The sequence below is a fragment of the Stenotrophomonas sp. YJH_SMC_127 genome (assembly GCF_059372445.1).
Genome location: NZ_JCAFVO010000002.1, coordinates 334,632 through 354,317, shown reverse-complemented (window position 1 = coordinate 354,317; position 19,686 = coordinate 334,632). Strand labels below are relative to the sequence as shown.

The window sequence follows — 19,686 nt, the reverse complement described above, 5'->3', positions numbered from 1 at the left end:
ATCCATGGCGCGGCTCCACGCAATCTCGACACAATCTCGACCAAGTCTCCATCAACGGTCGCTAGCCTCGGCGGCCTCGCCGACTGCCAGCCCGCCGTGCCCCTTTCCTACCCGGACCTGCCACCCATCGATGTGCGCCGTGCCTACCTGGCGTGGTGTGCGCCTTCGCCGTGGTTGATCGCACTGGTGCTGGCATCGACCAGCACATGGATGTGGGTCGCACCGTATCCGCTACTGCCGTTGCTGGCCGGCTTCGGGGCCGCCGCCCTGCTGGGGTTCCGCAGTGACGGGCCCGGACGCACCCGCCGCTCCGGGTCGCTCGCATCGCTGGCCTTGATCGGCCTGGCGTTCTGGTCGGCAACACCTCCGGCCGCCAACGTCAACCTGCATCTGCTGCTTGCGCCCGCCACCGCCGTGGTCGCCGCCCTGCTGGCAGTGCGCCTGCGCGCCATTGTGGGCATGGCCTCGCGGCTGCAGGCCCGGGTGAACGCCACCCCCATGGCTTCGCGCTGGAACGCGCTGCCTGCCGCGGTGTCTACCCTGACGCTGCAGCAGCTGCGCGGCGCGGGTTCGGTGGACCCCAGCCTGCAGCGCACTCTGGTGCTGGCCACGCTGGCCTGGGCGGCCAACGAAGAGGCGCAGGCCAGGGAACGCCGACGATGACACCGCCCCTGTCCCGCCCTGCCCGCCCTTGGCCTCGAACCTGCCGCTCGCAATGAAACACCAACTCCGTAACCGACCGCCGCCCTTGGTGCTGATTGCCGAAGATGAGGGCGAGATCGCCGACATCCTCGGTGCCTACCTGGCCCGTTCGGGCCTGCGCAGCGCACGCGCCGCCGACGGTGAGGCGGCGCTTGCCAGCCACCGCCAGCTGCGCCCGGACCTGGTACTGCTGGATGTGCAGATGCCCAAGCTGGATGGCTGGCAGGTGCTGAGCGAACTGCGGCGTCGCGGCAACACGCCGGTGATCATGCTCACCGCGCTCGACCAGGACGTGGACAAGCTGACCGGCCTGCGCGTGGGCGCTGACGACTACGTGGCCAAACCATTCAATCCCGCTGAGATCGTTGCGCGCATCCAGGCCGTGCTGCGCCGCAGTGCCCGCAGCGTGGCTGAAGAACCCACCGGGCTGATCCGCCAGGGCCCATTCGAGATCGACCTGCGCAGCCACGAAGTGACGGTCCGCAACGGCGAGCAGGCGCACGCACTGAACTTCACCCTCACCGAATTCCGGCTGTTGGTGCACATGGCGCGCGCGCCGCGCCAGGTGCATGCGCGGGTGGACCTGCTGCACGCCTGCCTGCCCGAGGGCGATGCGCAGGAGCGCACCGTCGACAGCCATGTCAGCAAGCTGCGGCGCAAGCTCGAGGATGTCGGCGTGATCGGCATTCCCGCCACCATCCGTGGCGTCGGCTACCGCTTCCTGGACTGAATGATGACTGCGAAAGGCAAGAGCATCGGCCGCCAGATCAGCCTGTCGATCACCGTGGCCTCGCTGTGTTCGACGGTGCTGTCGATCAGCGGCTTCTACCTGTTCTACTACCTGCTGGAGGTGTTCTATCCGCGCTGGTATGACGAGCCGAAGTCCATGATGCCCTCCGGGCTGGAGTGGCTGTGGATCGGCCTGACCGCCACCGTGGTGGTGGCGTTGGCCACCCTGATCGCGTCTCGCCTGACCCGGCGCATCATCACCCCGTTGAATTCGGTGGCCGCAAGCCTGCGTCGCGTGGCCAGCGGTGACCTGGAGGCGCGCGCACGCGGCGGCGACACCTCGATGGCCGAGGCCGCCACGCTGGTCAACGACTTCAATTCCATGGCCGAGCGGCTCAGCCGGATGTCCGAGAACCGCGTGTTCTGGAACGCGGCCATCGCACACGAACTGCGCACGCCGATGACCATCCTGCGTGGCCGCCTGCAAGGCATCGCCGAAGGTGTATTCGAGCCGGGCCCCGAGCAGTTCAACAGCATGCTCACCCAGCTGGAGGGACTGACCCGCATCATCGAGGACCTGCGCGTGGTCAGCCTGGCCGAGAGTGGCCACCTGGATCTGCGCCTGCAACGCAGCGACGTCAGCGTGCAGGTGGCGGCGGTGGTGGAGGCGATGTCCGAGGCGCTGACCGAAAGTGGCTTCTCGGTGAGCCTGGACGCGCGGCCGTCGCTGGCGGACTGCGATCCGGCCCGCATCCGCCAGGCGGTGCTGGCATTGCTGGAGAACGCCCGTCGCCATGCCATCCCCTGCCCGCTGCGGGTGCGCGTCACCCTCGCTGAGGGGCACTGCGCGGTGGCCGTGGAAGATGGTGGCCCCGGCGTGCCGGACGACCTGCGCGACAGCATTTTCGAAGCCTTCCAGCGCACCGATGTGTCGCGCTCACGGCAGAGTGGGGGCTCAGGCCTCGGCCTGGCGGTCGTGCGTGCGATTGCCGTGGCCCATCACGGAACGGCGCAGTGCCGAGCTACCGAGCGTGGCGGCAGTTCGTTCGAGATCCGCTGGCCGGTGCACGTGCGCCGTTGAGGCCGTAGACGCTGCCCTGGTAGCGGCCCACCTTGGTGGGCACCACGCGCGTGGCTGAACGCCGCCGATTTCTCCACGCAATCTCCATCATCCCTCCATGCCCGCTCCAAAGGGCTGCAGATACTGGGCGCTACCCGGCAGATGGCAGGCATCCGTCCCCTGCCCTGTCCCCGAACCCCCCAGGCATCCCATGCAGCACCCCCACGATCCAGCGGCCGCCGCCGGCAGCATCGGCCAGCAGAATGCGGCCGCCACGCTCAAGGCGATCCTGCGCACCTACCCCTGGCAGCTCACCGGCACGTTCTCGCTGGTGGCGCTGGAGAACACCCTGCTGCTGGCCTATCCGTTGTTCGCCGGCTTCGCGGTAGACGCGATCATCAGCGGCAACATCGGCCATGCCATCTCCTATGCCGGCGTGGTACTGCTGTTCTGGCTGGTGGGTGCCGCCCGTCGGGCGGTGGATACGCGCACCTTCACCCGCATCTATGCCGATCTGGCAGTGAGCGTGGTGCAGGCGCAGCGCCGGTTGGGCCAGGCGACGTCCACTTCGGCGGCACGCGTGGTGCTGGCCCGCGAGTTCGTCGACTTCTTTGAAAAGCACGTGCCGATCATCGCCACCGCGCTGGCATCGATGTTCGGTGCGGTGGCCATGCTGCTGGCGATCGAGCCGATGGTCGGTGCCGCTGGCCTGGCCACCCTGCTCGGCGCCCTGCTGGTGCTGCCCTCGTTCGCACGCCGCAACGAGCAGTTGCACGGCCGACTGAACAACCGCCTGGAACACGAAATCCGGCTGGTCGACCGGGTCAGCCCCTCGGTGCTGCGCCGCCACTACACCACGCTGTCGCGCCTGCGCATCCTGCTGTCCGACCGCGAGGCCGGCGCCTATGTGGTGATCGGCCTGGCTGCCGCGGCATTGTTCGCGCTGACCATCGGTCGCCTTGCCACCAGTGAAGGCGTTACACCGGGCCACGTCTACGCGGTGATGACCTACCTGTGGACCTTCGTCGGCAGCCTGGACGATGCGCCGTCAATGGTGGATCAGCTTGCGCGGCTGAAGGATATCGGCCGCCGCGTCAGCCCCGGCATGGACGATGCGGAGCACAAGGGCGCCGCTTGACCGGTCGCTGCCCACCTTGGTGGGCACCGACGAGAGCAGCGCCAACCAAGGTTGGCGGCTACCGGGCCTGAGCGGTGTTGCTCTGGTAGCTGCCCACCTTGGTGGGCACCGATGGAAGCCAGCGCCAACCAAGGTTGGCGGCTACCAGGCCTGAGCGGTGTTGCTCTGGTAGCTGCCCACCCTGGTGGGCACCGACGGAAGCCAGCGCCAACCACGGTTGGCGGCTACCAGGCCTGAGCGGTGTTGCTCTGGTAGCTGCCCACCTTGGTGGGCACCGATGGAAGCCAGCGCCAACCAAGGTTGGCGGCTACCAGGCCTGAGCAGCGTTGCTCTGGTAGTTGCCCACCTTGGTGGGCACCGACGGGAGCCAGCGCCAACCAAGGTTGGCGGCTACCAGGCCTGAGCAGTGTTGCCCTGGTAGCTGCCCACCTTGGTGGGCACCGATGAAAGCCAGCGCCAACCCAGGTTGGCGGCTACCAGGCCTGAGCGGTGTTGCCCTGGTAGCTGCCCACCTTGGTGGGCACCGACGAGAGCAGCGCCAACCACGGTTGGCGGCTACCGGGCCTGAGCGGTGTTGCTCTGGTAGCTGCCCACCTTGGCGGGCACCGATGGAAGCCAGCGCCAACCCAGGTTGGCGGCTACCGGGCCTGAGCGGTGTTGCTCTGGTAGCTGCCCACCTTGGTGGGCACCGATGGAAGCCAGCGCCAACCAAGGTTGGCGGCTACCGGGATCGATAGATACCCATGCGCCGCTTGGCGCTACAGGAACTCCGCCATGCGCTGCAGCTCGTCGTCCAGCGCGCCACGAAATACCTTGTCGCGGGCCAGCGACTTGCCGGCATAGCCCACGCTCGACACCAACTCACCCTCGCGCACGCTCAAGTTGGCCCAGCCCACCACCTGCTCATGCCACAACACCGGCAGTGCGTAGTAGCCGTACTGGCGTTTCGGTGCAGGCGTGTAGGCCTCGAACTTGTACACCCAATCCCACAGCAGTTCGAAGCGGCGGCGGTCCCACACCACCGGGTCGAACGGCGCCAGCAGGCGCACCTGCTCATCCGGTGCATGGCGGCGCGAGCGCGGATTCTCGTCCGCCGGCCAGTACCAGGTGGTGCCTTCCAGCGTGCAGCTGGCCAGTTGTTGCTTGGCCAGCGCCAATGCCTTGCGGGTCTGCTCGGCCAGGTGCGGCGCGCCATAGCCCAGCAGGCGCACCAGATAGGTCAGGCTGGCCGAGGGCAGCGGCGCGTACTTGCGCACCACCAGGTCGATCAGGGCGGCGGCACGTTCGACCTGCGCCTGTTCGCTGGAATCGGGCTCGGCATGATCGGCCACCGCGTAGATGCGCGTGCCGCTATCGCGCCGTTGCACCCGCAGCATCCCGCGGTAGTGCATGCCATCCAGCAGATGCGTACTGGCGTTGCTGGTGCCGCCCCAGTAGTTGGTCACCCGCCCATGCGCGAACGCTTGGTCGACCTCGCGCGGGTGCACGCTGCCACGCTCGCGCACAAAGGCCAGCACGTCGGCCGCACGGCGATGGGTCTCGGCATCCCACTCGCGCTTGGAAACCCGTGGGTGCATCAGCGCCAGATGCTCGCGCGGCAGGAAGCCGTAGTTCACCAGGCAATCCTCTTCCACCGGCAGACGCGTGTAGCGGCGCTCAAGATCGCCCGCGCGGTAGTCCTTCACCCGGTGGCGCAAGGTCAGGTCCTGTGCGCGTGCCGGTGCGCGGATCGGGTCGGCCTGCACGAAGCCCAGCCGCCGGATCGCGGTCAGCAGCGTGGTCGGCTTGAACAGGGTGCGCGCGACCGCGTAGCGGCGAAGATCATCGAGAGTAGGCGTGGCAGGCATGGCCGCATTGTAGATCCACGCCATCCGTAGATGGGGCCGTGGCGAACCGTGCAACGGCACCCACGCATGGCGTGCATCTACCGAAGCCGCGATACCTCCAGCGAACCGATCACCAACGCCCGCATGCCCTGCTTGAACTCGGTGATCACCTGCCCTTCTTCGTCATCCGCAAGCGCGTAGATGGTGTCGGCACCGGCGATGCAGTAGAACGCGATCGTGGCCAGCAGCCAGCGCGCCTTGTCCACCGGCAGGCCGAACACCTCGGCCACGTGCGCCTGGTGCGAGGCGATCTTTTCCAGCATCGGCGCGGTCGCCACCGTGCGCCGCAGCAGGTAGGGCGGTAGCCCGGGATGCGCCTTCACCACTTCGCACAGCGACTCCACGAACCCCATCAGATAGGCCTCCAGCCCACCCGGTGCGTCGACCGACGCGCGCGGAATCTGCCAGCGCTGGAACACCGCCTCCGCCACCAGGCGCTTCAACGCCTCCAGGTTGGCCACGCGCTTGTACAGCGCTGCCTGGGTCACCGCCAGTTCGGCGGCCACGTTGGCCATGGTCAGGTTGGGCAGGCCCAGGCGGATGCCGATGTCGGCCAGACGCTCCGGGGTGATGGTGGGCGGGCGGCCACGGGTCGGCGCCGTTGGATCGGGGTGCGTGCTCATGCGGTGCCTGCTCTTACAGTGCGCGTCCATACCCTGCTGAGGGTGCCAGCAAAGGGACCCTCTTGTCCGCTTCGATTGATTTAGTTTACTTTACTCAACTAATTCGGAACGCGTCCGCCGCGCACCCGTAACCGAGCCCATGGCTCACCTCCCGCCAGGTCCCCACCCAGCCAACAACCCTGCGCTGCGCCCTTTCCCCGTGCTTGCCGTCGGCAGCGCGCCAGGCGCGCTCGCGCCTGCGATTCACAGGACTCTGGCATGACCGTTTACAACTTCACTTCTGCGCAGCTTCGCGCTGCGGCCGCATCCTCCGGCCTGATGCATCCGCCGGGCATGCCCATGCGCTACCGGATGTCAGCCCTCGCGCTGGGGCTGCTGGCCTCGTTTGCCGCGCAGGCCGACACCGCACCGTCCACGCTGCCCTCGGTGCAGGTGCAGGAACAGCGCCGGGTCACTGCAGACTATGCGGGCGGCCAGGTGGCCGCCGGCAGCCGCGTCGGCCTGCTCGGCGACAAGGATTTCATGGACACGCCGTTCAATACGGTCAGCTACACCGAGTCCTTCATCCGCGATCGCCAGGCCAAGGACCTGACCGACGTCATTGCCGCCACCGACCCCACGGTGTTCAGCAACGGCGTCACCGGTGCCTGGAGTGAGAACTACGCGATCCGCGGCTTTGCCTCCAACACCAGCGACACCACCTTCAATGGCCTCAGCGGCATGGCGCCCTACTACCGCACCTCGCCGGAAATGTTCGAGCGCATCGAGGTGCTGAAGGGACCGTCTGCGCTGCTCAACGGCATGCCGCCGGGCGGCTCGGTCGGTGGCAGCGTCAACCTGGTGCCCAAGCGTGCGGGTGAGCTGCCATTGCTGCGGGTCAGTGCCAACTTCGCCTCCGACGCGCAGTTCGGCACCCATGTGGATATGGGTCGCCGCCTCGGTGCCGGCAAGCAGTTCGGCATCCGTTTCAACGGTGCCTACCGTGATGGTGACGGCGCCGTCGGCAAGCAGCGCAAGAAGGTACAGCTCGGTTCGCTGGCACTGGACTGGCGCGGCGAACGTGCGCGGCTGTCGGCCGATCTGTACAGCGCCGACGATCGCGTGGACGGCCCGGCACGTGGCGTCGGCCTGGCACCGGGCGTGGCCATTCCGCGGCCGCCGCGTGGCGATACGCTGATCAACCCGGACTGGGCCTACGTGGACAGCCAGGACAAGGGCGCAATGCTGCGCGGCGAACTGGATATCAACGATAGCCTGATGGCCTATCTGGCCTACGGCACCAGCAAGACCGACTACCGCTACAACGGTTCGATCAGCGCGCAGATCCTCAATCCGGCTGGCGACTTCACCACGGTGATCGGCCAGCTCGCCTTCGACATCAAGAAGCAGTCCGCAGATGCCGGCCTGCGCGGTTCGTTCCAGACCGGCAACGTCGGCCACCAGTGGGCCGCCAACGTGACCCACTACCAGCACACCCAGAACGACTACGGCCGGCGCAGCGTACCCGGCTGGGACTGGACCACCAACCTGTACAACCCAGTGTGGGGCCCGGCGGCGTCGTTCATGGCACCGCACATCTCGCATACCGAGCTGAAGCTGGACAGCCTCGGCTTCGCCGACACCCTCGCCTTCGCCGATGACCGCGTGCAGCTGACGCTGGGCGTGCGCCGCCAGCAGGTGGTCAGCGAGACCTTCAACGTGTCCACGGGTGCACGCACCTCGCGCTACGACGAGAGCGCCACCACGCCGGCAGCGGCCCTGCTGGTGAAAGCCACCGACACGATCGCCCTCTACACCAACTACATCGAAGGCCTCAGCCAGGGCGCCACCGCGCCGATGACCGCCGCCAATGCCGGCGATGTGTTCGCACCGTTCCGCACCAGGCAGAAGGAGCTGGGCCTGAAGCTGGACCTGGGCAGCTCCGCGCACACCTTCAGCGTGTACGAGATCAAGCGACCGAGCAGCTACACCGACCCGGTCACGAATATCTTCTCGTTTGGCGGCGAGCAACGTAATCGCGGCGTGGAATGGGGCTTCTTCGGCGCACCGATGGACGGCGTGCGCCTGCTCGGTGGCGTGGCCTATGTGCAGCCGAAGCTGACCCGCACGGCCGGCGGCGTGAATGAAGGACGCATCGCCACCGCCGTGGCGCAGCGGCAGGCCAAGCTGGGCGTGGAATGGGATGTGCCGACCTTGCAGGGCCTCACCTTGACCGGCAATGCCACGGCGATGTCGAAGCAGTACATCAGTGCCGACAACAACCTGTCCGTGCCGGGGCGGACGTTGTTCGACGTGGGCGCGCGCTACAGCACGACGATCGCAGGACGGCCCCTTGCACTGCGGGCCACGGTAAACAACGTGACCAACAAGGCTTACTGGGGCATGCCGTTGTTGTCGAGCCTGGCGCTGGGTGCACCGAGGACAGTGCTGGTGTCGGCAACCATGGATTTCTGAGCCGGCATGGATCTCCTGTAGAGCCGAGCCTATGCTCGGCTCCGTTTCGTCCGCTGAGCCGAGCATAGGCTCGGCTCTACAGGACGTCGGGCAATCCGCGAACGGCATCCACGCATGGCGTGGATCTACGTGTCATTCCGGATGCAGGCGATAGATGGCGTGGCTGGTCAACGCCAATGCCGCCAGCTTCAGCCCTTCCATTACGCGATCGCCCACGTACTGTTCCGGGCCGCCATTCTGGCGGGCGCGTTCGGCCGCCAGCAGGATCTCCTGCACGATACGCAGCCCGGCCAGTGCACCGTCGGCGTCGGCCAACGCCAGGCACCGGCCCGGCAGCTGATGGCGCTCGGGCCAGGGCTGGCCGTCGGCAGCCGCGCCCAACCCGATGCGATGCAGCAGGGCCGTCAGGTTGTTGGGATCGGGCGGGATGTCGTGCCCCTCATCGGCATTGGCCGGGGCGCGCTGATGGGGAAACTCCGATGCGTTCATGGCAGGTCTCCGTGCAAGGCATGCGGGACCACCACCCTTAACAATCAAGGCGGCGGACGGTGCGTGGCTGGAAATCCCGTGAGTCAGTGCTATACCCGGGCGGTGGGCTTGCGCCCACCTCCACGCACCGCCCGCCATGGAACGCGAACGGAATGCCAGCCGACGCCGCGCAAGGCGACGCCGGCTGGCAAGCGTAAACAGCACTTACTCAACGGGGTTTCCAGGCCCCGGCCACCCTTTTTCGGTGGCACCCCATCATGTGCACAACGGGGTGGCAGGCGCCAACAACCCAAGTGCAAAGACAGCAACGTTTACGCAGTGGCCGCATTGTCGCATATCGACAATCGAGCCGAAGATTCAACAACTTGCGCCACGCCAACGGCGGCGTTCCCCACCCGCATCGGCACCACGCGTTCCTTGACCGCATCCGGCTTTCAAGACGCGCGACACGCCAGTTCCGACATTACACAAGCAGATGGGCAATCAACGCCAGCACCGCCAGATGCCCCACGTAGTAGCCGTAGAACAGCCAGCGCCAGCGCGGCAGCTGCCACGGCACCCGCGCGGCCAGCAGCACCACCGGAACGGCCAGCACCGCCCAGCCGTTGTGGTTGGCCCAGCACACCGCCGCAAGCGCGACCAGCAGCGGCCACCACGCCCGATGCCGGAACGCGATCCAGGCCAGCAGCACGGCGCCAACGCCGGCCCACTGGTAGTCCACGAACATCGGCAGCACACCGGCAGCCAGCAACAGCAGCACAGGCCGATTGTTCGCAAGCGCATGCACGGCCACCGCCGCCAAAGTGAAGGTGAGCAGGATGTTGAGCGGCAGCCAGGAACCGAACGCAAAGGCGTGCAACGGCTGCGCGATCAGCCCCCATAGCGCGAGCCGGCGGATCGATTTGCGCAGGTCGGCGCCCGCCTGGGCCAGGTTGCAGGCCATCACCAGCGCGAACAGCGGGAAGGCGATACGCCCCAGTTCGCTGACCACCGGCACGTAGCCCCCGAACACCACCTTGGCCATGTGGTCGCCGGTCATGGCCAACAGCGCGATCCACTTCAGCAGCTCCCGCGCGCCGCTGCCGAGGGTGAGGTTGAACGTGGACGTCCCGGTCGTGGTCGCTTGCATCGCGGAAGCTTATGCGCATCGGCCAGCGCATTTCCAGCGCCGCGCAGGAGCCCGCTGCTGCAAGCCGCCGGTGGCGGCGCTATGCTGGCCGCCCCTGCTTGTGAGACACCCGTCATGCGCACCCTGTACCCGGCCATCGATCCCTACCGCGAATTCACCCTGCCGGTGAGCGATCTGCACACGCTGCATATCGAAGAGTGCGGCACGCCGGAGGGCATTCCGGTGGTGTACCTGCACGGTGGCCCGGGCGCCGGTATCTCGCCGACCCATCGGCGCTTCTTCGACCCGGCGCGCTACCGCATCGTGTTGATCGACCAGCGCGGCAGCGGCCGCTCCACGCCGTTCGGCGAGCTGCGCGACAACACTACGCAGGACCTGGTGGCGGACATCGAAAAGGTGCGTGAGCACCTGGGCATCGAGCGCTGGCTGGTCTATGGCGGCTCGTGGGGCTCCACGCTGTCGCTGGCCTACGCGCAGGCACATCCCGAACGCGCCACCGGCCTGATCCTGCGTGGCGTGTTCCTCGGTCGTGAGATCGAGAACCGCTGGTTCGCCGAGGCCGATGGCGGTGCGCGCTGGATCTTCCCGGAGCGCTGGGACCGCTACGAGGCTTATATCCCGGAAGCCGAGCGTGGCGACATGATCGCGGCCTACTGGGCGCGCATGGATGGCCCGGATCAATCAACCCGCATCGAAGCCGCGCAGGCCTGGTTGGGCTGGGAAGACAATGCGGCCACCCTGCAGCACGACGTGGATGCCGAATCCACCGATGATCCGCTGGATACCCTGGCCAAGGCCCGTATTGAAGCCCACTACTTCCGCAACGGCGTCTTCCTGGAACCGGACCAGCTGCTGCGCAACATCGATCGCATCCGCCACCTGCCCGGCGTGATCGTGCAGGGGCGCTACGACATCATCTGCCCGCCGCGCAGCGCGTGGGACCTGGCGAAGGCCTGGCCGGAAGCGCGCCTGGAGATGGTGACCTCCGGCCACAGCGCCAACGAGCCGGCCACGGTCGATGCGCTGGTGCGGGCGACGGATGCCTTTGCCGACCGGTTCTGAAGGGACGGTAGTGCCGGCCGCTGGCCGGCATTCCACCGTAGGAAGGTAGAGTCGACTGTCAGTCGACTGCTCTTTGCAGGAAGCTGAAAACCCCGCGCTGCGCGCGAAAGTCGACGAACGGTCGACTCTACCGTGCCACATCCGTCGAGCCGACTCCCCAAGGCGTCCGCGCGCAATCCCCGTTGCGCAGCCCGGCAAATGGCGGCCCACTGGCAGCTGTCCATGGGCCCCATTCTTCGCAGCCCACTTACAGCCCCGCGCGGAAGATCCGGCCGTGACCATCGCACAGGTGGTCAGCCCTTTTTTCAGGAGCACGCCATGATCGGTTATCGCTACCTCCCCATTGCACTCTCGCTTTGTGCCGGCCTGCTGCTGGGCGCCTGTTCCAAGACCCAGGAGGCGAGCAAGGCCACCGCCGCCGAGGACGTCACCGAAGTGAAGCTGATACCGCCGTATGAGTCGCTGGACAAGGACAAGGACGGCATTGTCACCCTGGCGGAAGTCGATGCAGTGGCGCCGGACTGGGCCGAACGACTGCACGCCTGCGATACCGACCGTGACAAGACGTTGACCCGTGGCGAGTACGACGTGTGCAAGCAGACCAGCGCTTCGCATTGATCCATCACTGAACCCTCGATTGGCGCTACGGGTGCCCGGCTATACCAAGGTATAGCCGGGCTAACCCACGGGCCTCTAGGCCTGCCCCATTCAGCGGCGGACAATAGCGCCACTGGCCAGGGCAACCCTGGCTGGCACCCTCCCCTCATGGAGACGCAGATGGACCCCGACCCTGCCGGGCGCACCGCGCCCCGGATGACCGCTTGTTGCCTGTTCCTGGCGCCTGCCCGCCGGTCCCTGCCTGCCTGAGTGACGGGGGATCGCCAGGCGCCGCCTGCCTGGAGATCACCCCCATGTCCTACAAGATCCTCTACATCACCCTGCGCCGCCTGATTGGCGAGCGCGATGTTGCCGCCCTGCGCAGCCAGCTGCTGCAGCACGGCCCGGTCATGTTCGCCCGTTCGCTGTCGCTCGGTTCGCCGCGCGTGGTGGCTGACGCGCTGTCGCTGCTGCCGATCAGCGAGCGCATCACCGTGCTGCGCCATCTGCCCTACCCGCTGCGCGATGCGATGAAGCCGCTATGCATCGGCGGCAGCCAGCGCCTGCACATGCAGCCGTGGTCGCCGGCGGTGCTGGCCATGCGCCACGCCTGATCTGTCTCACCCATTCCGTTCGTGTTCCGGCTGCGGCCGGCTCTGACATTCGAGGAGCGTCCCATGAGCCTGCTCAACGCCTGGTTCAACGCCTTCCTGCGCAGCCGTCGCGCAGGCAACCTGTTCCGCCGCGGCGCGATGCCCGAAGCCGGCTTCGGTCCGGGCAGCGCCGAAGCGGCGCCGTTCGCGCTTACCACCGGCCTGGTCACCCTTGCCCAGCAGGAAGAAGCCGAGCTGCTGGCCACGCTGGATTCGCATGCCGATGGCCTCAGCCCGCATGAAGCCGAGGAGCGGCTGGCCACGCTCGGCCCCAACGAGGTGGATCACGAAAAGCCGCTGCCGTGGTGGCGGCACCTGTGGCAGTGCTATCGCAATCCGTTCAACCTGCTGCTGACCGTGCTGGCGGCGGTGTCCTGGCTGACCGAGGACATCAAGGCCACGATCGTGATCGGTGCGATGGTGCTGCTGTCCACGCTGATCCGCTTCGTGCAGGAAGGCCGCTCCAACCGTGCCGCCGAGCGGCTGAAGGCGCTGGTCGGCAACACCGCGCGCGTACTGCGCCGCAATCCGGGCACCGAGGCCGCCGATGTGGCCGACCAGTACTTCGGCGCGCACCTGCACAGCCGTCGCCCGGCACGCCTGCTGGACCTGCCGATCCGCGAACTGGTGCCCGGCGACCACATCGTGCTGTCGGCCGGCGACATGATTCCGGCCGACTGCCGCGTGCTGACTGCCAAGGACCTGTTCGTGGCACAGGCCGCAATGACCGGCGAGTCGCTGCCGGTGGAGAAGTTCGCGCACCCCGGCGACGGCCTGGCTGGCCTGCTGGAGCAGCACAACCTGCTGTTCATGGGCACCAATGTGGTCTCCGGCACCGCCACCGCCATTGTGCTGGCCACCGGCAACCGCACCTACTTCGGCACGCTGGCACAGCGCAGCACCGCTACCGACCGTGCGCCCACCGCGTTCCAGGCCGGCGTCAACAGTGTCAGCTGGCTGCTGATCCGCTTCGCGCTGGTGATGGTGCCGTTCGTGCTGCTGATCAACGGCTGGACCAAGGGCGACTGGACCGAGGCGTTCCTGTTCGCGCTGTCGGTGGCGGTGGGCTTGACGCCGGAAATGCTGCCGATGATCGTCACCTCCACCCTGGCCAAGGGTGCGGTGCTGCTGTCGCGGCGCAAGGTGATCGTCAAGCGCCTGGATGCGATCCAGAACTTCGGCGCGATGGAAGTGCTGTGCACCGACAAGACCGGCACGCTCACCCAGGACAGGATCGCGCTGGAGCGCCACACCGATGTGTTCGGTCACGATTCGGAAGACGTGCTGAAGTTCGCTTACCTCAACAGCCACTTCCAGACCGGGCTGATCAACCTGCTGGACCGCGCGGTGCTGGAACACGTGGAGCTGCAGAGCTCGCTGCGGCTGTCGCAGGACTACCACAAGGTGGATGAGATCCCGTTCGACTTCGAGCGCCGCCGCATGTCGGTGGTGGTGTCCGAGCGCGAGGACCATCATGAGCTGATCTGCAAGGGCGCGGTGGAAGAAATGCTGGCGGTGTGCAGTACCGTTCGCGAGAACGGCCGGGACATGCCACTGGACGAGCACCGCCTGGCCCGCGTGCGGCAGACCACCGAGGAACTGAACGAGCAGGGTCTGCGCGTCGTGGCGGTGGCGATGAAGGAGACCGCTGCCAGCCAGACCACCTATTCTCAGGCCGACGAGTGCGACCTGACCCTGGTCGGCTACGTGGCCTTCCTGGACCCGCCGAAGGAATCGGCAGCGCAGGCGCTGCAGGCGCTGGCCGCGCATGGCGTGGAGGTCAAGGTCTTCACCGGTGACAACGAACTGGTGACCGCCCGCGTCTGCGCACAGGTGGGGCTGGACGCGGACACCATCCTGACCGGCCCGCAGATCGAGCGCATGGACGACTGCGCGCTGTCGCGGGCGCTGCACCACCATCGCGTGTTTGCCCGGCTGACGCCGCTGCACAAGGAGCGCCTGGTACGCGAGCTGCGCGCGCAGGGCAAGGTGGTCGGCTTCCTCGGTGACGGCATCAACGATGCGCCGGCGCTGCGTGCGGCCGATATCGGCATCAGCGTTGACAGCGCGGTGGACATCGCCAAGGAGGCGGCCGACATCATCCTGCTGGAAAAGAACCTGATGGTGCTGGAAGAAGGCGTCATCCAGGGCCGGCGTACGTTCAACAACATGCTGAAGTACATCCGCATGACCGCCAGCTCCAACTTCGGCAATGTGTTCTCGGTGCTGGTGGCGTCGGCCTTCCTGCCGTTCCTGCCGATGCTGCCGCTGCAGCTGCTGGTGCAGAACCTGCTGTATGACATCTCGCAGATCGCCATTCCGTTCGACAACGTGGATGAGGAACTGGTACGCAAGCCGCTGAAGTGGAACCCGGCGGACATCGGCCGCTTCATGGTGTTCTTCGGGCCGATCAGCTCGCTCTTCGACCTGAGCTGTTTCGCGCTGATGTGGTACGTGTTCGATGCACGCACGCCGGCCGACCAGTGCCTGTTCCAGTCCGGCTGGTTCGTGGTCGGCCTGCTGACCCAGACCCTGATCGTGCACATGATCCGCACGCCAAAGGTGCCGTTCCTGCAGAGCATCGCCGCGCCGCCACTGCTGCTGATGACCGGCCTGATCATGGCCATCGGCGTGGCCCTGCCGATGAGCCCGCTGGCCGGCTACTTCAAGCTGCAGGCGCTGCCGGCCGGCTACTGGCCGTTCCTGGTGGCGATCCTGTTCGGCTATGCGGTGCTGACCACCGCGCTGAAGAAGTTCTACATCCGTCGTTACGGCTGGCAGTAAGCGCCCGCCGCTTGTCCAGGGAGAAACACAATGGACATCAATCCGAACCTGCCGGCGTTCAACGCCGGCGCCACGCTCAGCTCGCTGACCAGCCTGTCGGTGGCATTCGTGCTGGGCACGGTCATCGGCCTGGAGCGGCAGCTGCGGCAACGCACCGCCGGCCTGCGTACCAATACGCTGGTGGCGGTGGGTGCGGCAGTGTTCGTCGATCTGGCGGTGCGCTTCCATGACCTGTACGGCGGACCACCCTCGCCGCTGCATGTGGTGGCCTATGTGATCTCCGGCGTCGGCTTCCTCGGCGCCGGCGCGATCATGAAGGACGGCGCGCAGGTGTCCGGCCTGAACACCGCCGCCACCCTGTGGGGATCGGCAGCGGTGGGAGCCTGCGCGGGTATCAAGCTGCTGCCGGAAGCGGTGCTGGCCGCCGTCTTCGTGCTGGCCGCCAATACCCTGCTGCGGCCGGTGGTGAACCGCATCCAGCGGCAGCCGCTGCCGGAAGCGTTCAGCGAGGCGACCTATGCGATCAACGTGGTCTGCCAGCGCGAGCAGCAGGCCGAGGTGCTGGACCAGCTGTTGCTGCTGCTTGAGCAGGCGCAGTACCCGGTGCGCGCGGTGGACCAGCGCCCGTTCGGTGAGCGCGATGTGGAGATCGAAGCGGTGCTGTATGCCACCACGGTGGATGCCGGCGAACTGGACGCTGTACTTGCGACGCTGGCGACCACGCCCGGTGTGCTGCAGGGATTCTGGAACGCCAGCCTGGAGGAGTAGTGCCGGCCGCTGGCCAGCAACACCGTGCACCGCTTTGGTAGGTGCCGACCTTGGTCGGCAGAGAACCTTCAGAGACCGTGTCCATCCCTGCGGTAGTGCCGGCCGCTGGCCGGCAACCTCATGAGCTCCGGCAACACCGTGCAGTTGCCGGCCAGCGGCCGGCACTACCAGGCATCGTTCTGGCTTGTGCCGACCAACGGTCGGCACCCACAGCAAAAGAGCCTGCCGACCAAGATCGGCATCTGCCGATGGCGGCTTTGCTATCCTTTCACCCCACGCCAGGGAGCCGTCCCGATGCCATCGCTGTCGCCCCGCCGCCCGCTGGTGCTGCTGGCCCTGATCGTCGTGATGGCCGCGATCTTCCTGATCGACACCGTCACCGATTACGCGGTTGCTGCTGCCTGCTTCTACGCAGCGGTCATTCTCGCGGCATCGCGCGTGCTGGCCGCCCGCGGCCTGATCACGCTGGCCATCGCCTGCATCGCGCTGACCGGGCTGAGTTTCTTCCTGACCCGCTTCGGCACCTACCGCATCGGCCTGGTCAATTCGGTGATCGGCATGCTGGTGATCGGCATCACCACCTACCTCGCCCTGAACATGGAAGCGGCCAAGGCCGCCGTGCAGGAAGCACAGGGCCGTCTGCTGCGGGTAGCGCGCGCCTCCACCGTAGGCGAGCTGACCACCTCCATCGCCCACGAAGTGAACCAGCCGCTGGCGGCCATCGCCAGCAGCGCCGAAGCCTGCCAACGCTGGCTGGCGCAGGACCCGCCGAACGTGGACAAGGCCCGGCAGACCGTAGCCCGCATCCTGGCAGACGCGCACCGCGCCGGTGACGTGATCGCCCGCATCCGCGGCCTGACCCAGGGCGCGGCACCGGAACGGCGCGCCTTCGACCTGAACCAGGCGGTGGAGGAAATGCTGGCGTTGTCGCGCAGCGAACTGGACCAGCATGGCGTGGCCGTGGCCCTGCTGCTGGACGCCGACCTGCCGCCGGTGCAGGCCGATCGCGTACAGGTGCAGCAGGTGATCGGCAACCTGATCCTCAATGCGGTGGATGCAATGGAAGCCGTACCCGCAGGCGACCGGCGTCTGTCGCTGCTGACCCGGCGTGAGGGCCAACGGGTCAGCCTCAGCGTACGCGATCGTGGCATCGGCCTGCCCGCCGACCATCCCGAGCGCGTGTTCGACGCGTTCTGGACCACCAAGTCGCACGGGTTGGGGCTGGGCCTCAGCCTGAGCCGCTCGATGATCGAGGCCAACGACGGCCAGATCCGCGCCGAACGACCGGCAGGCGGCGGTGCCTGCTTCGTCTTCGACCTGCCCGTCGCCACGGATGTCCACCATGCGTAAGCCCACTGCACCCCTCGCCGATCCGGCGCCCATTGTCTATGTGGTCGACGACGATCCGTCGGTGCGCGCGGCGCTGGAAGACCTGCTGGCCTCGATGGACCTGCAGGTGCGGGCCTTCGCCTCCACCCAGGCCTTCCTCGAACACGACCTGGAAGACGCGCCGGCCTGCCTGGTGCTGGACGTGCGCATGCCCGGCCAGAGCGGTCTTGAATTCCATCGCACGATGGGCAGCCATGGCCTGCAGCTCCCCGTGGTGTTCATCACCGGCCACGGCGACATCGCGATGGGTGTCAACGCGATCAAGGACGGTGCCATCGAATTCCTGACCAAGCCCTTTCGCGACCAGGAACTGCTGGATGCGATCCACAAGGGCATCGAGATCGACCGCCAGCGCCGCCGCGAGGGCGAGGCGCTCGATGCCCTGCAGCAGCGCTGGAGCACGCTCAACGCGGGTGAGCGCGAGGTGGTCGATGGCGTGGTGCGTGGCCGCCTCAACAAGCAGATTGCCGGCGACCTCGGCGTCAGCGAGATCACGGTGAAGGTGCGCCGCGCGCAGGTGATGCGCAAGATGGGCGCGCGCACCCTGGTCGACTTGGTGCGCATGTACGACCGCCTGCAGGCGGGGACGCCATGAACGTCCACGTCGCCTTGCTGCGCGCGGTCAACGTCGGCGGTACCGGCAGGCTGCCGATGCGCGAACTGGCGGCGATGTGCAAGGACGCAGGCTTCGCCGATGTCCGCACGTACATCGCCAGCGGCAACGTGGTGTTGCGCAGCTCGCTCGACGAGGCAGGCGTGCGCCAGGCCCTCGGCCAGCGGCTCCAGGAATATGCCGGCAAGCCGGTGGGCGTACTGGTGCGTTCGGCCAGCGAGATCGCAGGCGTGGTGGCACGCAATCCGTTTCCGCAGGCCGCCGGCAACCGTGTGGTCGCCCTGTTCCTCGACGGCAGCCTGCCTGCCGACCCGCTTGATGGCGTGACCGGCCGGCGCGACGAACAGCTTGCACTCGGCACGCGCGAGATCTTCATCCACTACGGCGCCGGCATGGCCGACTCGCGCCTGCGCATTCCCGGCTCGGCACAGGGCACGGCGCGCAACCTCAACACCGTCGCTAGGCTAGCGGCGATGGCAGCGGAACTCCGCTAGGGTTCTTCCGGCAGGCTGTAGACCAGCCGGTAGTCATGGCGGCCCTCGCTGATGGTGATCTCCAGCGTGCCGCTCAGGCCGAGCAGTCCTTCACTGCCCGAATCGGGCACCACCACCACGCTCAGCTGCGGCGTGCCACGGGTCATCAACCCGTTGTGCTGCAGGGTGAACCCACCCTGGCGCCCGGCCAGCGTGGCCGTTACCCGCTCCATCGCCACGTAGCCGGCCGAGCCCTGCACCGGCGTGCGGAAGGCCAGCATCTGGCCGACGCTGCTGCCGTGCAGGTCGCCGGCGAAGGTCTTGTTGATCGACATCACCGCAATCGGGCCGTCATTGCCACCGATCGGCCGCAGATCCACTTCAAACGTACCGTGTGCTTCGCCCTGCATCCTGCTCTCCCCTCTGGTCGGTTGAACGCTGCTACTTCTTCGTGGCCAGCACGATCACCCCGGCCAGCACCAGGCCGATGCCGCTCCACTCCCGCAGGCTGGGCCGCTCGCCCAGCAGAAGATAGGCCAGCACGATCACCAGCACCACGCTGAACTTGTCCACCACCGCCACCTTGGCCAGCTCGCCGCTCTGCAGTGCGCGGAAGTAGAACAGCCACGACGCACCGGTGGCCAGCGCCGACAGCACCAGGAACAGCTGGGTGCGCCCCGGCAGCAGCAACGGGTTGGACCATTTGCCGGTGACCACCACCAGCGGCAGGATCACCGCCGCCACCACCAGGGTACGGATGGCCATGGCCAGGTCCGGGTCGACACCCTTGACGCCGACCTTGGCGAACAGCGCGGTCAGCGCTGCGAACACGGCGGACAGTCCAGCCCAGAGCAACCATTGCGGTACGTTCTGCACGAAGCCCTCGCTTGCCGCAACCGATGAGCGTGCGCCAACGCTACTCCACCCTGCCATCGGTGGGGCTTCACCTGCCCATCACCGCCGCTACAATGGGGACGGAATCGCCAGGGGGGCGATCTGCAGGGAATGCGCCATGCTTGAACAGGACACCACCCTCGCCCATACCGGGCCGTTGGCCCTTGACCGGGCCAGCCTGCCGTGCAGCGCACGGCTGCCGCTCCCCTTCCCCTTCGTTTCGCAGCAACCTGCCCGTTCCGC

At 67.2% G+C, this 19,686-nt stretch carries 19 protein-coding genes; 13 read left to right on the top strand and 6 right to left on the bottom strand.

Annotation, left to right across the window (positions count from 1 at the left end; all coding sequences use genetic code 11):
• The first annotated feature begins 96 nt into the window (after positions 1-96).
• The 4 genes from AC5QAB_RS06910 to AC5QAB_RS06895 all read left to right on the top strand — a co-directional run bounded on the left by AC5QAB_RS06910 (position 97) and on the right by AC5QAB_RS06895 (position 3,629).
• The gene (locus AC5QAB_RS06910; RefSeq protein WP_495233249.1) at positions 97-663 is read left to right on the top strand and encodes a hypothetical protein; all 567 of its coding nucleotides are present in this window, start codon (positions 97-99) and stop codon (positions 661-663) included.
• A 52-nt stretch (positions 664-715) separates the two neighbouring features.
• Positions 716-1,432: a response regulator gene (locus tag AC5QAB_RS06905; RefSeq protein ID WP_164167741.1), complete on the top strand. Its 717-nt coding sequence runs from the start codon at positions 716-718 to the stop codon at positions 1,430-1,432.
• A gap of 3 nt (positions 1,433-1,435) precedes the next feature.
• Complete coding sequence (locus tag AC5QAB_RS06900) at positions 1,436-2,512, top strand: ATP-binding protein (protein WP_049406889.1); 1,077 nt, start codon at positions 1,436-1,438, stop codon at positions 2,510-2,512.
• Positions 2,513-2,702: 190 nt separating this feature from the next.
• A complete protein-coding gene (locus tag AC5QAB_RS06895; protein ID WP_049406833.1) occupies positions 2,703-3,629 on the top strand; it encodes an ABC transporter six-transmembrane domain-containing protein in 927 nt (308 codons plus the stop codon).
• Positions 3,630-4,387: 758 nt separating this feature from the next.
• Here the strand turns inward: AC5QAB_RS06895 and AC5QAB_RS06890 are convergent.
• Entirely contained in the window at positions 4,388-5,476 is a 1,089-nt protein-coding gene (locus tag AC5QAB_RS06890; protein WP_495233248.1) for a DNA glycosylase AlkZ-like family protein, read from the bottom strand.
• A gap of 77 nt (positions 5,477-5,553) precedes the next feature.
• Positions 5,554-6,138 (bottom strand): TetR/AcrR family transcriptional regulator, encoded by a 585-nt coding sequence (locus tag AC5QAB_RS06885; protein ID WP_197561217.1) that lies wholly within the window; start codon positions 6,136-6,138, stop codon positions 5,554-5,556.
• Between the two features lie 258 nt (positions 6,139-6,396).
• On the opposite strand from AC5QAB_RS06885, the gene AC5QAB_RS06880 reads away from it, so the two are divergent.
• Positions 6,397-8,592, top strand: a complete 2,196-nt coding sequence (locus AC5QAB_RS06880) for a TonB-dependent receptor (protein ID WP_164111318.1) — start codon at positions 6,397-6,399, stop codon at positions 8,590-8,592.
• A 132-nt stretch (positions 8,593-8,724) separates the two neighbouring features.
• Here AC5QAB_RS06880 and AC5QAB_RS06875 read toward each other — a convergent pair whose 3' ends face one another.
• Together AC5QAB_RS06875 and AC5QAB_RS06870 are read right to left on the bottom strand one after the other, a co-directional pair.
• Positions 8,725-9,081 (bottom strand): hypothetical protein, encoded by a 357-nt coding sequence (locus tag AC5QAB_RS06875; RefSeq protein ID WP_032962681.1) that lies wholly within the window; start codon positions 9,079-9,081, stop codon positions 8,725-8,727.
• A 463-nt stretch (positions 9,082-9,544) separates the two neighbouring features.
• The gene (locus tag AC5QAB_RS06870) at positions 9,545-10,210 is read right to left on the bottom strand and encodes a TraX family protein (RefSeq protein ID WP_164111320.1); all 666 of its coding nucleotides are present in this window, start codon (positions 10,208-10,210) and stop codon (positions 9,545-9,547) included.
• A 114-nt stretch (positions 10,211-10,324) separates the two neighbouring features.
• Here AC5QAB_RS06870 and pip point away from each other — a divergent pair, with 114 nt between their 5' ends.
• From pip to AC5QAB_RS06830, 8 genes are all read left to right on the top strand, one after another.
• Positions 10,325-11,272, top strand: a complete 948-nt coding sequence (gene pip, locus AC5QAB_RS06865; protein ID WP_164111322.1) for a prolyl aminopeptidase — start codon at positions 10,325-10,327, stop codon at positions 11,270-11,272.
• Between the two features lie 318 nt (positions 11,273-11,590).
• Positions 11,591-11,890, top strand: a complete 300-nt coding sequence (locus tag AC5QAB_RS06860; protein ID WP_164111325.1) for an EF-hand domain-containing protein — start codon at positions 11,591-11,593, stop codon at positions 11,888-11,890.
• Between the two features lie 293 nt (positions 11,891-12,183).
• Complete coding sequence (locus AC5QAB_RS06855; RefSeq protein WP_005413574.1) at positions 12,184-12,483, top strand: hypothetical protein; 300 nt, start codon at positions 12,184-12,186, stop codon at positions 12,481-12,483.
• A 63-nt stretch (positions 12,484-12,546) separates the two neighbouring features.
• Positions 12,547-15,306 (top strand): magnesium-translocating P-type ATPase, encoded by a 2,760-nt coding sequence (gene mgtA / locus AC5QAB_RS06850; protein WP_495233247.1) that lies wholly within the window; start codon positions 12,547-12,549, stop codon positions 15,304-15,306.
• 30 nt (positions 15,307-15,336) lie between these two features.
• Positions 15,337-16,074 carry an MgtC/SapB family protein gene (locus tag AC5QAB_RS06845; protein ID WP_164111329.1) on the top strand — a complete coding sequence of 246 codons (738 nt, stop codon included), beginning with the start codon at positions 15,337-15,339 and terminating at the stop codon, positions 16,072-16,074.
• Between the two features lie 294 nt (positions 16,075-16,368).
• Entirely contained in the window at positions 16,369-17,424 is a 1,056-nt protein-coding gene (locus AC5QAB_RS06840) for a sensor histidine kinase (protein ID WP_032962722.1), read from the top strand.
• Entirely contained in the window at positions 17,417-18,058 is a 642-nt protein-coding gene (locus AC5QAB_RS06835) for a response regulator transcription factor (protein WP_197561787.1), read from the top strand. The genes AC5QAB_RS06840 and AC5QAB_RS06835 overlap by 8 nt, the downstream gene beginning before the upstream one ends.
• A complete protein-coding gene (locus AC5QAB_RS06830) occupies positions 18,055-18,570 on the top strand; it encodes a DUF1697 domain-containing protein (protein WP_164109988.1) in 516 nt (171 codons plus the stop codon). Before AC5QAB_RS06835 ends, AC5QAB_RS06830 begins: the two co-directional genes overlap by 4 nt.
• Here AC5QAB_RS06830 and AC5QAB_RS06825 read toward each other — a convergent pair.
• Both AC5QAB_RS06825 and AC5QAB_RS06820 read right to left on the bottom strand, forming a co-directional pair.
• On the bottom strand, positions 18,567-18,959 hold the full coding sequence (locus tag AC5QAB_RS06825; RefSeq protein WP_049408744.1) for a DUF3224 domain-containing protein: 393 nt from the start codon (positions 18,957-18,959) through the stop codon (positions 18,567-18,569). The two genes, AC5QAB_RS06830 and AC5QAB_RS06825, sit on opposite strands and share 4 nt — an antisense overlap.
• A 31-nt stretch (positions 18,960-18,990) precedes the next feature.
• On the bottom strand, positions 18,991-19,425 hold the full coding sequence (locus AC5QAB_RS06820) for an EamA family transporter (protein WP_032962665.1): 435 nt from the start codon (positions 19,423-19,425) through the stop codon (positions 18,991-18,993).
• Positions 19,426-19,686: the final 261 nt, after the last annotated feature.

What these genes read in the sequence shown, in the direction of transcription:
- AC5QAB_RS06860 (WP_164111325.1), top strand. Translation starts at nt 11,591, where the DNA reads ATGATCGGTTATCGCTACCTCCCCATTGCACTCTCGCTTTGTGCCGGC.
- AC5QAB_RS06840 (WP_032962722.1), top strand. Translation starts at nt 16,369, where the DNA reads ATGCCATCGCTGTCGCCCCGCCGCCCGCTGGTGCTGCTGGCCCTGATC.
- pip (WP_164111322.1), top strand. Translation starts at nt 10,325, where the DNA reads ATGCGCACCCTGTACCCGGCCATCGATCCCTACCGCGAATTCACCCTG.
- AC5QAB_RS06905 (WP_164167741.1), top strand. Translation starts at nt 716, where the DNA reads ATGAAACACCAACTCCGTAACCGACCGCCGCCCTTGGTGCTGATTGCC.
- AC5QAB_RS06855 (WP_005413574.1), top strand. Translation starts at nt 12,184, where the DNA reads ATGTCCTACAAGATCCTCTACATCACCCTGCGCCGCCTGATTGGCGAG.
- AC5QAB_RS06900 (WP_049406889.1), top strand. Translation starts at nt 1,436, where the DNA reads ATGACTGCGAAAGGCAAGAGCATCGGCCGCCAGATCAGCCTGTCGATC.
- AC5QAB_RS06845 (WP_164111329.1), top strand. Translation starts at nt 15,337, where the DNA reads ATGGACATCAATCCGAACCTGCCGGCGTTCAACGCCGGCGCCACGCTC.
- AC5QAB_RS06825 (WP_049408744.1), bottom strand. Translation starts at nt 18,959, where the DNA reads ATGCAGGGCGAAGCACACGGTACGTTTGAAGTGGATCTGCGGCCGATC.
- AC5QAB_RS06895 (WP_049406833.1), top strand. Translation starts at nt 2,703, where the DNA reads ATGCAGCACCCCCACGATCCAGCGGCCGCCGCCGGCAGCATCGGCCAG.
- AC5QAB_RS06890 (WP_495233248.1), bottom strand. Translation starts at nt 5,476, where the DNA reads ATGCCTGCCACGCCTACTCTCGATGATCTTCGCCGCTACGCGGTCGCG.
- AC5QAB_RS06880 (WP_164111318.1), top strand. Translation starts at nt 6,397, where the DNA reads ATGACCGTTTACAACTTCACTTCTGCGCAGCTTCGCGCTGCGGCCGCA.
- AC5QAB_RS06830 (WP_164109988.1), top strand. Translation starts at nt 18,055, where the DNA reads ATGAACGTCCACGTCGCCTTGCTGCGCGCGGTCAACGTCGGCGGTACC.
- AC5QAB_RS06885 (WP_197561217.1), bottom strand. Translation starts at nt 6,138, where the DNA reads ATGAGCACGCACCCCGATCCAACGGCGCCGACCCGTGGCCGCCCGCCC.
- AC5QAB_RS06870 (WP_164111320.1), bottom strand. Translation starts at nt 10,210, where the DNA reads ATGCAAGCGACCACGACCGGGACGTCCACGTTCAACCTCACCCTCGGC.
- AC5QAB_RS06875 (WP_032962681.1), bottom strand. Translation starts at nt 9,081, where the DNA reads ATGAACGCATCGGAGTTTCCCCATCAGCGCGCCCCGGCCAATGCCGAT.
- mgtA (WP_495233247.1), top strand. Translation starts at nt 12,547, where the DNA reads ATGAGCCTGCTCAACGCCTGGTTCAACGCCTTCCTGCGCAGCCGTCGC.
- AC5QAB_RS06835 (WP_197561787.1), top strand. Translation starts at nt 17,417, where the DNA reads ATGCGTAAGCCCACTGCACCCCTCGCCGATCCGGCGCCCATTGTCTAT.